Source organism: Gordonia pseudamarae (assembly GCF_025273675.1).
GTDB lineage: Bacteria > Actinomycetota > Actinomycetes > Mycobacteriales > Mycobacteriaceae > Gordonia > Gordonia pseudamarae.
In genome coordinates this window covers 1,730,811-1,745,833 of record NZ_CP045809.1, presented here as the reverse complement: position 1 = coordinate 1,745,833, position 15,023 = coordinate 1,730,811, and the positions used below count along the sequence as shown (strand labels likewise).

Here is a 15,023-nt window from a genome sequence, read left to right as displayed (position 1 = left end):
GTGCGTACCCGGCGGCGGGACGCCTCAGGTGGCGTCCCAGCGGCTCGGGTCGTGCGGAATCGACCCGGGCGCCTGTGGTCCCTTCGTCAGGTCCGGACGCCCCGCGCGGTCGGCCCGCTCCGGCATCGCCGAGGGCTTGGCCGAAGTGGCCCCGGGGGTCGAAGTGGGCCCGGGGGCCTGGCCCAGATCGAAGCCCTTCTTGACGTCATCGAAGATCGAGCTGTCGCCGCCCAGTAGATGTTTGGTGACGATCGACTGCGGTGTCATCCCCCGCAACTCGTTGAGCTGTGCCAACGGCTTGTGCAAATCATCGAACTCCGGTCCGAGCTCGTCCTTGAGCTGGCTGGTGGCGCCGGTGGCATAGTCGCGTGCCTGGCGCACCGCGCGCAGCGTCCACGACACCGCTCCGGGCAGACGTTCGGGACCCAGCACGATCAGTGCCGCGGCAAGAATGATCAGCAGTTCGCCCCAACCGATGTTGCTGAACATTCGCCCATCCCTACGTGCTGTGTGCCTGATATGGTCGCAGGCCCGAGATACCCGGCCACGATACCCGGCACCCCAAGGTACCCGCCGACCGAGAACACCCCGGCCCGGCCCGTCCGGACTGAGGGCGTGTCTCCCGATTCCCTGCGCCGCGCTCGGCGGAAGAATTGGGAGATACGTCCTAGTCGCTGCCCGGGGTGATGGTTCCCTTGAAGGTGCGGCCGTCGCGCCAGTAGGTGAACGGCACGTTCTCGCCGATCGTGGCCGTGCGCACCGCGACCGTCAACTCGTCCGCGCTCTCGATGGTCCGGTTGTTGAACGAGATGATGACGTCATTCTCCCGCACCCCGGCCCGGTCCGCAGCGCCGCCGTCGACCACGTTGCGCACCTGCGCGCCCAGCACCCGTTCGTTGCGAACCGAACTGGCGTTGATGCCGATCTGCGGATGATTGACCTTGCCGTCGGCGATCAACGCCTTGGCGATCGGCAAGGCCTGGTTGATCGGGATCGCGAATCCCAGACCGATCGACCCACCACCGGGCACCAGACCCGCCGTGTTGACGCCGACGACCTCGGCCTTGCCGTTCACCAGCGGACCACCGGAGTTGCCCGGGTTGATCGCCGCATCGGTCTGGATCGCGTCGATCACCGCATCGGTGTCGGACTCGGCATCCGGCTTGAGCGGCACAGGCCGGTTCTTGGCACTGACGATACCGCTGGTCACCGTGCGGTCCAGACCCAGTGGCGAACCGAACGCCACCACGTCCTCGCCGATCTGCAGGTCGTCGCTGTTGCCGAGCTTGGACACCGTCAGATCTTTGACGTTGTCGACCTTGATCACGGCCAGATCGGTTCTGATGTCGCGGCCGACGATACGCGCGGGAACCCGGGTGCGGTCGGAGAACACCACCTCGAGTTTGGCCGAGCGGTCGTTCGCGGCCATCGAGACCACATGGTTGTTGGTGAGGATGTACCCCTCGGGGTCGATGACGAAGCCCGAACCATTGGCGTACGCGCTGGCGGTGCGGATGTCGATGGACACCGCCGACTTGGCGACGGCCTCGACCACGGCAGCCACCTGGCCACGTGGGGCGTCCCCACCCCCGCCCGACTGCTTGAGCTCGACGGTGTTCGAATGCAGCGGCGCCGCCACCTCCGCGGTCCACCTGCCCAGCAAGCCGCCGGCCAGTCCGATGAGCAGAGCCACTATCGCCAGCGTCGCCAGCGCCCACCAGCTGATGCGGTTGCCGAACAACACGTCCCGGACGCCGAGTTTGGGACCTGCCAGGGTCGGCTCACCGGCCACTGGGACGGCCAGGGCGGGATGATCGAGCACCGGGGCGCTGTCGGGGTCGCGCCACGGGTCCTCGGGCTTCGGGTTGCCGACCGGCGCGCCGTACGAGGCGAGCGGATCGCGCTGCAGGCTGTCGGTCTCGCCGTCGGGGCGGCCGAATGCCTCCGCGAGCACCGGGTCCGGCGGCCGCACGGCGGGCGCGGGCCGCGAGTCGGTGTGGCCCCGCTGTGCGAACGACCCTCCCACCCCCACGGGTCTGCCGAACACCTCGGCGGTTTCGCGGGACACCGGCACATGGCGACCGATCGAGTGATCGGCTTTGTCGTCGATACGTTCCACCTTTGTCAGCGACCCCACCGGCGTGAGGCCCAACCGGTCACATCGCCCAGTGCGGGCGGCGCGTCGTGCACAGGAAACCCGGAAGCGGCCGGCGGCGCCTCAGCACCGGCCGGGGGCACGTCGAACTCGCGGGTGGGAATCTGGGACAGCTGACCGAGCAACGACGCGGGAATCTCGACGGAGCCGGAGGTGCGCAGACGGGTCCGGGCGGTGACCTGGGCTTCCACCGCGGCGGCGCATTCGGCGCACAACCCCAGATGCCGGGCGGCCCGCATATGCGGCGACATCGCCAGCTCACCGTCGACGAACGCGGCGACGGCCTCCGGGGCCAGGTGTTCGGTGGAGGCGAACTCGCGACCGCCGGGGGTGCCCGGCGCGCGGTAGGACGGATTCGGGGCGAACGACGATCCGCCCGGAGACCAGCTCGCCGGATTCCAGTAGGAACGGCGTCGTCGACGCATACCGGTCGCATCCAGCGGCGACTGCGGACTCTGAAAACCCTCGGAACCCTGACGACTCCTGCCGGTGTCCATGCCTTTGCCCTTCCGTCTCGTCGATGCGGCTGTCACGACATCGCGGCCGTCTGCAAGAGATCGGACGCGCGCACTGCCGCCAGCCTATCCGAATCTCTCAACGACGCCCGCGAGCCCACGGTTCCCGAGACGGACGGAGATCGCGGTACGGGCCCGGGCCGTCCTAGTGGCCGGCCCCCACCGCCACCGAACGGCTGTCGAGGTGGCCGCTGCCGGCGAGATGATCACGAATCGCCTGCCTGCCGCGATGGATACGGCTGCGCACGGTGCCGAGCTTCACCCCGAGGGTAGCGGCGATCTCCTCGTACGACAGACCTTCTATGTCACAGAGGACGACGGCGGCGCGGAACTCCGGCGACAACGCATCCAGCGCACTCTGCAGGTCGGCATCGAGATTCGCCTCGGCATAGATCTGCTGCGGGTCGGGGGTGTCGGCGGGAACCCGGTCGTAGTCGTCGGGCAACGCCTCCATCCTGATCTTGCCGCGGCGACGCACCATGTCGAGAAACAGGTTGGTGGTGATGCGGTGCAGCCAGCCCTCGAAGGTGCCGGGCTTGTAACTCGACAGCGATCGGAAGACGCGGATGAACGTCTCCTGCGTCAGATCCTCGGCATCGTGCTGATTGCCCGACAGGCGGTAGGCGAGCCGGTAGACGCGGTCGGCGTGTTCGTGCACCAGTTCTTCCCACGACGGCATCAGTCCCGCGCTGCCCGTGGCGTCGAAGCCCGCGGTGCCGGACGGAATCTGCTCGGCGGATTCGTCGTAAGGCGCTGGTACTGGCGATGAAGACATTGCTGGTGCACTTTCCCTTCGTTCACGCTCGTGGTGCGACCGCGGGTACTTGGTCAACCGACCCGGTCACCGGAATATTCCGGATCCCGATCGTCCGCACCGGTTCGCGATCGAGTTCAACCTTGTCGTATCGGCGTGTGGTCGCCGTATGAGATGGCTGTGTGTTCCCTGAGGAACCGCCGCGAGCGTTCTACACAGCCCACCACCTGCGATTTTCACCCGACAATCAGCGCGCCCCTGCGACGCGGACGGTAACGACCCGATTACGCTGACACCGTGAGCGAATCACCTGACCCCGTTTTGTCCGCGCAGGCGGCGGCCGCAGTGCTGGCCTACGCCGAGTCCGCGATCATCGAGGACGACGCCGTGGCGGCGGCCCGCGCCCGCGCCGAAGAACTGGGCGCGACCACCGTGAGCCCGGCCACCGGTGCGCTGCTGGCCTTTCTCGCGCGCTCGGCCAACGCCTCCAATGTGGTCGAGATCGGTACCGGGGCGGGCGTCAGCGGCCTGTGGCTGCTGGCGGGAATGCATACCGACGGGGTGCTGACCACCATCGATCCCGAGCCGCTGCACCACCGCGCCGCCCGGGCATCCTTCGCCGGCGCCTCGGTGTCCACCGGCCGCACCCGGCTCATCAACGGCGCTCCGCGCGATGTGCTGCCACGGCTGGCCGACGCCTCCTACGATCTGGTGTTCGTCGACGGCCCGCAGCTCGAACTGCCCGACTTCGTCATCGAGGCGATCCGGCTGCTCCGTCCGGGCGGGGTGCTCATCGTGCACGATGCGGCCGCCGAGGGCGCCATCGCCGACCCCGGCCGCAACGATCCGATGACCGAGGCCGCCCGGAACGCCGCGATGGTGGTGGCCGAGGACGACCGGCTCCTGCCGGTGGTCATCCCGCTGGGCAAAGGGGTGCTCGCCGCCGCCAAGGCGGGCTGACGGCACCGCCACGGACCCACCGCCGATGCGGCGGCCCGGGTCCGTACCCAACAAGTCCGGGGCCCAACAAGTCCGGGGCCCAACAAATCCGGGGCCCAACAAGGACCCGGGGCCCGGCGAGAACTCAGATGTCCGAGGAAAACCGGATCCCGTTGTCGGGAATGGTCACGCCCGGCCACACCCGCGCCCCGCGCAGCAGTTCACAGCGGGCCCCGATGTCAGCGCCGTCGCCGATCACCGTGTCGCGGACGAGCGCCCGCGGTCCCAGACGTGCGCCGAACCCGACGATGCTGCGCTCCACCACGGCTCCCGCCTCGATCACCGCACCGTCGAAGACCACCGCGCCGTCGAGCCTGGCACCCGGACCGATCTCGGCGCCGCGCCCGACGACGGTGCCGCCGATCAACAACGCCCCCGGTCCCACACCCGCGCCCTCGTGGACGAGGGACTCGCCCCGCCGGTCACCGAGCGCGGGCGAGGGGGCGATACCCCGCACCAGGTCGGCCGACCCGCGGACGAAATCTTCGGGGGTGCCCATGTCGCGCCAGTACGAGTAGTCGACATGCCCCTGGATGTGTACCCCGGAGCTGAGCAGTCCCGGGAACACCTCGCGTTCCACCGACACCGGACGGCCCTCCGGGATCTGTTCGATGATCGAGCGACGGAAGACGTACGCGCCGGCGTTGATCTGGTCCGTCGGCGGATCCTGCGTCTTCTCCAGGAAGTCGGTGACCCGACCCGTCTCGTCGGTGGGCACACAGCCGAAGGCCCGTGGATCGGACACCCTGACCAGGTGCATCGTGACGTCCGCGCCGCTGGTGCGGTGGGTGTCGAGAACCTGACGCACATCGGTGCCGCCGAGAACGTCACCGTTGAACACCAGAATGGTGTCGGCGGTCAGTTCGCCGAGCACATTGCGGATGGCGCCGCCGGTGCCCAGCGGTTCCTCCTCGGTCACGTACCGCAGCCGCAGGCCGAGTTTGGATCCGTCGCCGTAGTATTCGGAGAACACGTGCGCCTGGAACGAGGTGCCGAGCACCACGTCCTCGATGCCCGCGGCCTTGATCCGGGAGAGCAGATGCGTCAGGAACGGCAGCCCGGCTGTCGGCAGCATCGGTTTGGGCGCCGACAACGTCAGCGGCCGCAGCCTGGTCCCCTTGCCGCCGACGAGGACGACCGCCTGTACCTCGGGCCGCACATCGTCGGACGCCTCATGTCGTCCGGCGGCGTCGGCGTCATTGTGGGTTGCCGGATTCGTCATCGTTGATCCCCTGTCACATGTCCCCCGTTATTGTCGAGTGCCTTGCGGGCCGCGCGTACGGCCAGCTTCGAACGCACCGCCAGTCCGATGCGCAAGGCCAGCCGCAGCGGCGCGCGCAGCAGACCGGGGTTACGGTCGGCCTGGAACCGGTACGCGCTGCGGTGGTGCGCCGGCAGCATCAGCTCCGGATTCTTGCCGGCGCTGTGCCCTTTGGTGTGGGTGATGACCGCCGACGGCACGTACACGTTGAGCCAGCCCGCCTTGCCCAGCCGATCGCCGAGATCGACGTCCTCCATGTACATGAAGTAGCGCGAATCGAATCCGTCGATCGAGTCGAACGCCGTCCGCCGCAACACCACACACGACCCCGACAGCCACCCGACGGGTCGTTCGCTCGGCGCGACGTCGTCGGCACGGTAGGCCGTGGTCCACGGATTGGATTTCCAGATGGTGGAGAACAGTGCGTGGCCGGTCCCCGACAACAGATCGGGAACGCGCCGCGCCGACGGGTACACCGATCCGTCGGGTTCGTGGATCAGTGGTCCGAGAGATCCGGCGCGCGGCCAGCGCTCTGTCGCCGCGATCAGTTCGTCGAGGGAGCCCGGCGACCATTCGACGTCAGGGTTGGCCACCACCACGTAGTCGATGTCGGGCCCGAGTTCGGCCACGCCCCGGTTGACCGCACCGCCGTAGCCGATGTTGCCGCCGGTGCGCACCACCCGCGCCGAGGCGAACTCGCGCTCGGCTCTCTCCGGCGCGCCGTCGACCGACCCGTTGTCGGCGATGATGACCTGCGGGTCCGCGGTGGTGGCCTCGCCGAGGCTGCGCAGGAACGTCGTCAGATAGTCACCCGAGTTGTAGGTCACCGTCACGACGGCCAACTGTGAAGTCACCGGGACAGGGTAACCAATCCCCCGGCTCCGGCCACCGATACCCGCGACCGGACGGTCGCCCGAGTTGTCCGGTTCACGCCTGCGGCGGCCCGGCGATCGCCTCGTGCAACGCCGCGCGCCAGTCGCGCAGTGGGGTCAGCCCGGCGCCCGACCAGGATCGTCCGGACAGCACCGAATACGCGGGACGCGGTGCGGGCCTGGGGAAATCCGCCGTGGCGCAGGGGTGAACGCGCGCGGGGTCGGCGCCGATCTCGGCGAATACCGCGGCGGCCAGCTCGAACCAGCTCGCCCGGCCCGAGTTGGTGGCGTGAAGCACTTTTCCGGCGACGGTGTCGTCTCGCCCGCGACGGGCGAGCTCGAGCAGGCCCGCCGCCAGGTCGTAGGCATAGGTGGGCGAGCCGATCTGGTCGCTGACCACGTCGATCGCATCACGGTGGGCTTCGAGTCGGCGCATCGTGCCCACGAAGTCACGGGAGTCGGGGCCGCCGGTGTACAGCCACGCGGTCCGCACGATGGTGCTGGTGGGGTCATCACGCAGGACGATCTTCTCCCCGCGCAGTTTGGTGCGACCATAGACGGTGGCCGGGGTGGTGTCGGGGTCGACATCGCCGGGTTCGTATCCTTCGATGTCGGCCACGCGCGGCGGAGTCCCGGAGAACACGTAGTCGGTGGATACCTGCACCAGCCAGGCGCCTTTTTCCCTGGTGACCCGCACGAGGTGGGCCGGTCCGTCGACGTTGACCGCGTGCGCGCCGCTGTGGTCCTCCTCGGCGCCGTCGACGTCGGTGTAGGCGATGCAGTTGACGACGACATCGTCGGCGTCGACCCCGGTCAGTGCGGCCCGCACCGATTCCGAGTCGGTGATGTCGAGGTCTGCCGATGTCAGCGGGATCACCTCAAGCGGAAATTCGCTGTGGGCGGCCGTCTGCCGCATCGCGGTTCCGAGTTGACCGGCCGCACCTGTCACGAAGAGTCGTCGCGTCATGGTGACTATCGTGCCTGTTGCCTCCCGAACGGATCACACGACTCGCCCGGCGTTGCGCGACTGCATTCCCTCTTCACACAAGTAGCCTGGCGTTGCACCTTCAACACCAGCACCACCGTTCTCACCGGAAAGGCTTTGGCCAACTCGTGGACTCTCGATCAGACAACGGACGCCGGCGCGGGGAGCGCAGCGAGCGCGCCGAAGCTGACCGGCGCCGGGAGCGGGCCGACATCGACCGACGCCGGGAACGGGCCGAGACCGACCGACGCCGAGAGCGGGCCGAACGGTCCGAGACCGACCTGCGGCGGGAACGCGGCGACGCCGAACGACGTCGGGTCCAGACGCAGCCACGTCACGAACGGGGCGCGCGGACCGGGAACCCACGGCTCCGGGAGCTCGACGATCGAACCGAATCCGGCCGCCGACGCGAGCGTGATGCCGCACCGCGGCCGGCCGAGGCCGCCGACAGAGGCCGGGCCGCTCGTCCGCGTCCCGATGCTCCGGATCGGCGCGCCGCCGGCGGCCGCGGAGATCGCCCGTTGGGCGCAGACGGTTCCCGCACCCCGGACCGTTCCCGCACTCCGGACCGTTCCCGTGCCGGCGATCGGCGCGGGGCCGATCCGCGCGGCGACCTCGAACCGCCGACCCGCCGGGTCGATCGATCCGCCGATCGTGCGAGCGGGGAGATCCGTCGAGACGGACCGCGCCGACGCCCTCCCCGTGACGAGGCCGCGCGGGGCCGCCCGGCGGGTGGACGTTCGGCACCGACCCGGCTGCCCGCGGATCCTCGCGGGGGAGAAGGGCTCGACGTCCGTCGTGCGTCCGAGGAGATCCACACCTCGTCGCGGCGTGCGGCCACCGATCCGGGCGAGAGCCCCCGACGGCGCGTCCGGCGCCCCGCCGCGGAGTCGGGCGCGCCGCGAGAGCGGGTTCGTATTCCGGGGAAGAAGTCGGCGCCGACACCCGGAACGACCCACGACCAGCGTGCGGCGACCACTGATCCAGTGAAAGCCATTGCAGCGGAACAGAATACCCATCCGAAGAGGTCGATCAAGAAGGAGAACCCCGCCCACAAGGCCGATACCGGGGAGGGTGCCACCCGGACGGATTCCGCCCACGAGGCGCCCGACCAGAAGGACGCGGGCCGGAAGGACGCGGAACAGACGGCCGCGGAACAGACGGCCGCAGTGGCCCCACGCGCCGGTTCCACGGCGAAGACGACCACAGCGCCCGGCGCGCCGCCGGACACACCCGCCGGGGCGGCGAAGGTGCGGACAGCCCTGCGCGACCGCCACAACATCTCACGCATGGTCGTGGCGCTGCTGAGCGTGACGGTGCTGGTGTGCACCGGGTATGCGTGGCACAGTATCTCCGACCTACGCGAGAGCGTCACACAACTGTCAGGTCTCGGCCTCGGTGGCGGTGGCGGCGACGGCGCGACCGACGTGCTCCTGGTAGGCACCGACTCGCGGACCGACGCCAAGGGAAATCCGTTGAACGCCAAGGAGCTCCGCTGGCTACGATCCGGCGACGACGTGGCCACCAACACCGACACCATCTTGCTGATCCGGATTCCGAACAACGGGGCGTCGGCGACCGCGATCTCGATTCCGCGCGATTCGTACGTCCAGGTCCCGGGAATCGGCATGAGCAAGATCAACGCCGCCTACGGCGCCACCCGCGAGCACGTGCGCGCGGAGCAGGTCGAGGCAGGCAAGCCTGAGAAGGAAGCCGAGTCCGAGGGCACCAAGGCGGGCCGGAAAGCGTTGATCGACACCGTGTCCAATCTGACCGGGGTGCGTGTCGATCACTACGCGGAGGTTGGTCTGCTCGGTTTCGTGCTGCTCACCAACGCCGTCGGCGGCGTCGATGTGTGCTTGAAGAGCGCTGTGTCCGAGCCGCTGTCAGGGGCACAATTCCGGGCCGGAACACAGACGCTGACCGGGCCGAAGGCACTGAGCTTCGTCCGGCAGCGCCACGACCTGCCGCGCGGCGACCTCGATCGGATCACCCGCCAGCAGGTGTTCATGGCCTCGCTGGCCCAGAAGGTGTTGTCCGCCAAGACGTTGACCAGTCCGTCCAAGGTGTCCGAGCTGCAGAAGGCGGCGTCGAGGTCGATCGTGATCGACGACGGCTGGGATGTGGTGAGTTTCGTTCAGCAGCTCAAGGATCTCAGCGGCGGCAACATCCGATTCTCCACCATCCCGGTGATCACCGAGCACGGATGGAGCGAGGACGGCCAGCAGAGCGTCGTCGAGGTCGATCCGGCGCAGGTCAAGACGGCGACGGCAAACATGCTCAAGAGCGACGGGGACAAGTCCAAGAATGCCGATCGCGGCGACTACACGGTCGATGTCACCAATGCGGGCACCGTCGACGGCCTGGCATCCAACGTGTCGAACGTCCTGGCCGGCAAGGGCTACAAGCGGGGCCGGACGGCGACCCGGGGATCGGACAACCTCGATTCGCTGATCCTGACGCATTCGAAGGACGACGCGGGCGCAAAGAAGCTGGCCAAGGATCTCGGCGGGCTGACCGTTCGCGAGGACAGGTCCGTCCCGGAAAGGCAGCTGCGGGTGGTCCTCACCAATTCGTATGCCGGGCCGGGGTCGGCGGCCGACCCGACCAACGAGATCGCACAACCCCAACGGAGCGGGCAGGATGTCAACTCGGCACCGGGCGGCAACCGGTCGCCGATCACCGCCGATTCCGACGGTCCCATGTGCGTCAACTGACACCGCATCTGCCGGCTGCCCGTGTGCCTCGCCTGACCCCGCGCGCCGAATGACCGTGTGCCCACCGCCGACCGAAAGGCATCGCATGTCTCCCCCATCCTCCACCGGCTCCGCCACGATCACCGCCGCCGTGTTCGGCGCGGTCACCGACTGGACCCGGCCGATGCTGACCTTCTACGACGACGCGACCGGTGAGCGCACCGAGCTGTCTGCGGCGACACTGGGCAACTGGGCGGCCAAGACCGCCAACTTCGTCGTCGACGAGGTGGGCGCCGTACCGGGCGATGTGATCGTCGTCGATCTGCCACACCACTGGCAGACCGCGGCGATCCTGCTCGGCTGCTGGTGGGCGGGCGCGCACGTCCGGTTCGGCGGGGCCGGCGACGACGAGGCGGTCGCGGTGTTCACCTCGGTGGACAGAATCGGCGACCACGATGACGCCGACGAGGTGATCGCCACCTCGCTCGACCCGTTCGCCCTGCCGGTGCGAAACCTGCCGCCCGGGGTCACCGACTTCTCCACGGCGGTGCGGGTACACGGCGACAACTATGCCGCGCGGGCCCGGGCCGAGGCGGCACTCGACGATGCCACCACCGCCGAGGTACTGGCGGCCGCGCTGGCGCGGGCCGACTCCGACGGCGTGACCGACGGCGCACGGGTGCTCTCGACGCGGACATGGGCCGACGCGGATGCCGTCACCGCCGCATTGGTGTCGGTGTTGGCGCGTGGCGCGTCGCTGGTATCGGTGGCCAACGCCGATCCCGACGGCATCGAGCGCCGCGCTCAGACCGAGCGCGCGACGCTGATCCTGCGCTGAGGATCAGCGCCGACCGACGCACACGCCTATCCGCCGAGCAGCCTGTCGCGCAACGCCTCGTCCTTCGCCAGCACCATTGCCTCCAAGCCGCGCTGGAAGTCGGTCATCCGGTCGAGCAGGGCCGGATCCGACGCGGCCAGGATGCGCACCGCGAGCAGGCCCGCATTGCGCGCGCCGCCGATCGACACGGTGGCGACCGGAACCCCGGCGGGCATCTGCACGACCGACAGCAACGAGTCCATGCCGTCGAGATATTTGAGTGGAACCGGCACGCCGATCACCGGCAGCGGCGTGGCCGAGGCCACCATGCCCGGCAGATGCGCCGCGCCACCGGCACCGGCGATGATCACCGAGATCCCGCGACCGGCAGCACCGGCGGCGTAGTCGAGCATCCGCTGAGGGGTGCGGTGCGCCGAGACGACACCCACCTCGAACGGGACTCCGAACTCGGCCAGGGCCTCGGCGGCCGCCTCCATCGTGGGCCAGTCCGAATCGCTGCCCATGATCAGGCCCACCCGCGGACCTGCCGGGGCCGTTCCGGGCCCGGTGCCCTCGGCGTTGCTGTCGGTCATGAATGCGGATCCCATCCGTCGGTCCATTCTGCGCGCGACATCCAGTGCGCGGCCCGTTCGGCCCGCTCACGGACGTCCTCGACGCCCTTATCTGCTGAGGTGCTGTCTGCTGTGCCCACGATATTGACATGCCCGATCTTGCGGTCGGGCCGCTCCCCCTTGCCGTACAGGTGCACCTTCGCCTCGGGCATGCGGGCGCACAGGTGGTGCAGCCGCTCGTCCATCGACATCCGCGGGGCCTGCTCGGCGCCCAGGATGTTCGCCATCACCGTCACCGGTGCGCGTGGCGAGGTGTCGCCGAGCGGATAGTCGAGCACCGCCCGCAGATGCTGCTCGAACTGTGAGGTGACCGCACCGTCCATCGTCCAGTGACCGCTGTTGTGAGGGCGCATCGCCAGTTCGTTGACCACCAGCCGTCCATCGGCGCCTTCGGAACCCGCGGTCTCGAACAGTTCCATCGCCATCACCCCGACGACGCCCAGTTCTGCGGCCAGCCGCAGGGCCATCTCCTGCGCCTGCTGGGCCGACGGCCCGGCCAGGCCGGGTGCGGGTGCGAGCACCACCGCACACTGGCCGTTGCGCTGCACCGTCTCCACGACCGGCCACGCGGCACACTGCCCGAACGGCGAACGGGCCACCAGCGCCGACAACTCACGACGCATCGGCACCTTCTGTTCGACCATCAGGTCCGCACCGGCGCCGAAGTACTCGTCGAACACCGCCAGCGCCTCCTCGCGCGTGTCGGTCAACCAGACGCCTCGACCGTCGTAGCCGCCGCGCACCGCCTTGAGGACCACCGACCAGCCATGCGTGTCACCGAAGTCACCCAACCGGGTGCGCGCCGTCTCCCGGTCGGGTCCGGCGAGGTCGGCGAAGGCGGGCACCGGCAGGCCCAGCTCGGCCAGCCGCTGCCGCATCGCCAGCTTGTCCTGCGCGTAGTGCAGCGCCCGCGACGGCGGACGGACCTGCACCCCTTCCTCCTCGAGGGTGCGCAGCAGTTCGAGCGGCACGCCCTCGTGGTCGAAGGTCAGCGCGGTGGCCCCCCGCGCCGCCCGCCGCAGGTCGTCGATGCTCTCGTGCGATCCGAGCACCACATCGGCGCTGACCATCGCGGCGGGATCGGCCGGTGAGGCCGCCAGCACCCGCAGACACTGGCCCAGGGGGATCGCCGCCTGATGCGTCATGCGGGCCAACTGGCCTCCGCCGATCATCGTCACCGTAGGCATCGGACCTGCTTGCCGGGCATGCGCGGCGGGCTCAGAACTCACGGTTGACATGGTGGCACGTCGCCCTCACCCATCGCACATCGTGCCCGAGACGGACACCACATCTCCATCGTTTCGTACACTCGGATCTTGTGCCCTTTATCGATGAGCTGGTCGACCGGTTGCCCGGACCCCTACACAAGCTCGCGATGCGCCACCACGAACTGATCAAGTTCGCGCTCGTCGGCGGCACCACCTTCGTTGTCGACATGGCCATCTACTACACGCTGAGCCTGACCGTCCTGGAAGCCAAGCCGGTGATCGCCAAGATCATCTCGGGGGTCCTGGCGACCGTCCTGAGCTACGTCCTCAACCGCGAATGGGCGTTCAAGAACCGTGGCGGCCGCGAACGCCACCACGAGGCTTTGCTGTTCTTCGCGATCAGCGGCGTCGGAGTGGGCTTGCAGGCCGCTCCCCTGTGGTTCGCCAACAACGTGTTCAATCTCCGGGCCAATCTGGGAACCCTGGAGCTGGCCGTCGTCGACTTCGTTCTCGGATTCATCATCGGCAACCTGCTGCAGATGGGCTTCCGATTCTGGGCGTTGCGCAAATTCGCGTTCCCCGAGGCCACGGTTGCACTGCTCGGTGAGATCCATGCCGATGGCGAGATCGAGCCCGGCGGTGGGAGCCGCCCGGACGGCGAGACGGGGCCCGACGGGGCGCGCGCCGATCTCACCGATGAGGAACTCGACCACGGGTGACCTCGGAGCCGGGTGCCCGCCCGTCGCCCCGCTGTGTCCCGCCGCAGTCTGTGCCATCGCCGGCCGCGCCGTCGGTGGGCGCCTGCGCCGCGTCGGCCCACTCGATGCCTTCGGTCCAGGCCGGAACGACGATCGAGAACACCGGCGGCCGGCGTGAACCGAGTTCGAGTCTGCCGCCCTCGGCTTCGATGAGCGCACGGGCCAACGACAGCCCGACACCGCTGCCGCGTCCCGCCGAGAACCCCCGCCGGAAGATCAGGACGGCGAGTTCGTCCGCGACACCCGGCCCGTCGTCGGCGACAGTGATGCGGACCAGTCCGCTGGACAGTTCCCCGACCTCGATGCGGCACTGACCCGCTCCGTGGGTGAGCGCGTTGTCGATGAGCACGCTCAGCGCCTCGCGCAGGCGACCGGGGTGGGTGCTCGCCGCCACCGTCCCGCCTCCTCCAGCACCGCCACCGCCACCGGCCACGATCGAGCGCCCCCGCGAGGCGAAGGCGGGAGCGAAGTCGGCGACGAGGGTCGCCACGGTGTGCCCGACGTCGACGGGCTGTGAACGGGTCGTCTCCTCGCGCGACTGGGCGACGAACTCGTCGAGCTCGCGGGCGAGCCGGTCGATCTGTTCCAAACCGGCCTCGGCCTCGACCACGACCGCCGGATCCTCGTGCAGGGTCAGCTCGTCGAGCCGCAGCTGAATGGCAGTCAGCCGGCTGCGTAGCTGATGGGAAACATCGCCCACCGTTTCCCGTTCACGTTCGAGCCGCAACGCGATCTCGGCGTTGGCATCGCCCAGGGCCGACGACACCCGATCGAGTTCGCTGATCCCGTACCGGCGCCAGTGCGCCCCGAACTCGCCGCGGCCCATCGCCGCGGCCCGGTCGGCGAGGTCGGTCAGCGGATCTGCCAGCCTCCCCGCCGTCACCGCCGCCACACCGGTGCCCGCCGCCACCGACGCCGCCATCACCATCACCACCACACCGAAGGCGAACAGCTGATCGTTGCGGACGTCGGAGGCGGGGATCTCCAGCAGCAGAGTGCCTGCGGCGCCGAGGGCGATCGAATCGGATACCGTGTCCCCGTCGATGCGGGCGCCGATCACCCTGGTCTCCATCGGGCCGGACCGGGCCCCCGACTCATCTCCGGTGGTCACCGGATAGCGGATGGTGAGTCGGCCACCTTCGGGCAGCAGCACCCCGAAGGCGTCGACATCGAGTTCGCCGGGGGCGATCGACCCCGACTCACCCTCCTGCCGGATGAGCTGGTCGGCGATCGCCTTGATCCGGCCGTCGAGATCCTGGCGGGCGTTGTCGGCCACCCACCACCAGGCGATCACGGCCAGCGGAATCCCGAGCAGCAACCCGACCGCCACCACCATGGCGATCATCGAGTAGAGGATGCGTCGGCGCATCT

15 protein-coding genes are annotated in these 15,023 nt (G+C 69.2%); 4 read left to right on the top strand and 11 right to left on the bottom strand.

Annotated features, from left to right (window positions below):
- Positions 1 to 24: 24 nt before the first annotated feature.
- The 4 genes from tatB to sigE all read right to left on the bottom strand — a co-directional run bounded on the left by tatB (position 25) and on the right by sigE (position 3,445).
- Positions 25 to 489: a Sec-independent protein translocase protein TatB gene (gene tatB / locus GII31_RS07730; protein ID WP_213248309.1), complete on the bottom strand. Its 465-nt coding sequence runs from the start codon at positions 487 to 489 to the stop codon at positions 25 to 27.
- Positions 490 to 667: 178 nt separating this feature from the next.
- Positions 668 to 2,137 carry a S1C family serine protease gene (locus GII31_RS07725; RefSeq protein ID WP_246222158.1) on the bottom strand — a complete coding sequence of 490 codons (1,470 nt, stop codon included), beginning with the start codon at positions 2,135 to 2,137 and terminating at the stop codon, positions 668 to 670.
- On the bottom strand, positions 2,125 to 2,652 hold the full coding sequence (locus GII31_RS07720) for a hypothetical protein (protein ID WP_407649920.1): 528 nt from the start codon (positions 2,650 to 2,652) through the stop codon (positions 2,125 to 2,127). Before GII31_RS07720 ends, GII31_RS07725 begins: the two co-directional genes overlap by 13 nt.
- Before the next feature lie 163 nt (positions 2,653 to 2,815).
- Positions 2,816 to 3,445, bottom strand: a complete 630-nt coding sequence (sigE, locus tag GII31_RS07715) for an RNA polymerase sigma factor SigE (protein WP_213248305.1) — start codon at positions 3,443 to 3,445, stop codon at positions 2,816 to 2,818.
- Between the two features lie 276 nt (positions 3,446 to 3,721).
- On the opposite strand from sigE, the gene GII31_RS07710 reads away from it, so the two are divergent.
- Entirely contained in the window at positions 3,722 to 4,384 is a 663-nt protein-coding gene (locus tag GII31_RS07710; RefSeq protein ID WP_246222157.1) for an O-methyltransferase, read from the top strand.
- 124 nt (positions 4,385 to 4,508) lie between these two features.
- On the opposite strand, the gene manB is transcribed toward GII31_RS07710, so the two are convergent.
- From manB to GII31_RS07690, 4 genes are all read right to left on the bottom strand, one after another.
- Positions 4,509 to 5,645 carry a mannose-1-phosphate guanylyltransferase gene (gene manB / locus GII31_RS07705; RefSeq protein ID WP_213248296.1) on the bottom strand — a complete coding sequence of 379 codons (1,137 nt, stop codon included), beginning with the start codon at positions 5,643 to 5,645 and terminating at the stop codon, positions 4,509 to 4,511.
- On the bottom strand, positions 5,642 to 6,538 hold the full coding sequence (locus GII31_RS07700; RefSeq protein WP_213248294.1) for a glycosyltransferase family 2 protein: 897 nt from the start codon (positions 6,536 to 6,538) through the stop codon (positions 5,642 to 5,644). Before GII31_RS07700 ends, manB begins: the two co-directional genes overlap by 4 nt.
- 73 nt (positions 6,539 to 6,611) lie before the next feature.
- Positions 6,612 to 7,523: a dTDP-4-dehydrorhamnose reductase gene (rfbD, locus tag GII31_RS07695; protein ID WP_213248292.1), complete on the bottom strand. Its 912-nt coding sequence runs from the start codon at positions 7,521 to 7,523 to the stop codon at positions 6,612 to 6,614.
- A gap of 158 nt (positions 7,524 to 7,681) precedes the next feature.
- Positions 7,682 to 8,359, bottom strand: coding sequence for a hypothetical protein (locus GII31_RS07690; RefSeq protein WP_213248290.1), 678 nt, complete (start codon positions 8,357 to 8,359; stop codon positions 7,682 to 7,684).
- A 168-nt stretch (positions 8,360 to 8,527) separates the two neighbouring features.
- On the opposite strand from GII31_RS07690, the gene GII31_RS07685 reads away from it, so the two are divergent.
- Together GII31_RS07685 and GII31_RS07680 are read left to right on the top strand one after the other, a co-directional pair.
- The gene (locus GII31_RS07685; protein ID WP_246222156.1) at positions 8,528 to 10,258 is read left to right on the top strand and encodes an LCP family protein; all 1,731 of its coding nucleotides are present in this window, start codon (positions 8,528 to 8,530) and stop codon (positions 10,256 to 10,258) included.
- A gap of 85 nt (positions 10,259 to 10,343) precedes the next feature.
- Positions 10,344 to 11,075 (top strand): TIGR03089 family protein, encoded by a 732-nt coding sequence (locus tag GII31_RS07680; RefSeq protein ID WP_213248288.1) that lies wholly within the window; start codon positions 10,344 to 10,346, stop codon positions 11,073 to 11,075.
- A gap of 26 nt (positions 11,076 to 11,101) precedes the next feature.
- Here GII31_RS07680 and purE read toward each other — a convergent pair whose 3' ends face one another.
- Positions 11,102 to 11,662: a 5-(carboxyamino)imidazole ribonucleotide mutase gene (gene purE, locus GII31_RS07675; RefSeq protein WP_407649919.1), complete on the bottom strand. Its 561-nt coding sequence runs from the start codon at positions 11,660 to 11,662 to the stop codon at positions 11,102 to 11,104.
- The gene (locus tag GII31_RS07670) at positions 11,644 to 12,873 is read right to left on the bottom strand and encodes a 5-(carboxyamino)imidazole ribonucleotide synthase (RefSeq protein WP_246222271.1); all 1,230 of its coding nucleotides are present in this window, start codon (positions 12,871 to 12,873) and stop codon (positions 11,644 to 11,646) included. Before GII31_RS07670 ends, purE begins: the two co-directional genes overlap by 19 nt.
- Before the next feature lie 131 nt (positions 12,874 to 13,004).
- Between GII31_RS07670 and GII31_RS07665 the strand changes: the two genes are divergently transcribed.
- Positions 13,005 to 13,613, top strand: coding sequence for a GtrA family protein (locus tag GII31_RS07665; RefSeq protein ID WP_213248276.1), 609 nt, complete (start codon positions 13,005 to 13,007; stop codon positions 13,611 to 13,613).
- On the opposite strand, the gene GII31_RS07660 is transcribed toward GII31_RS07665, so the two are convergent.
- Positions 13,585 to 15,021 carry a sensor histidine kinase gene (locus GII31_RS07660; protein ID WP_213248274.1) on the bottom strand — a complete coding sequence of 479 codons (1,437 nt, stop codon included), beginning with the start codon at positions 15,019 to 15,021 and terminating at the stop codon, positions 13,585 to 13,587. The two genes, GII31_RS07665 and GII31_RS07660, sit on opposite strands and share 29 nt — an antisense overlap.
- Between the last annotated feature and the right edge of the window lie 2 nt (positions 15,022 to 15,023).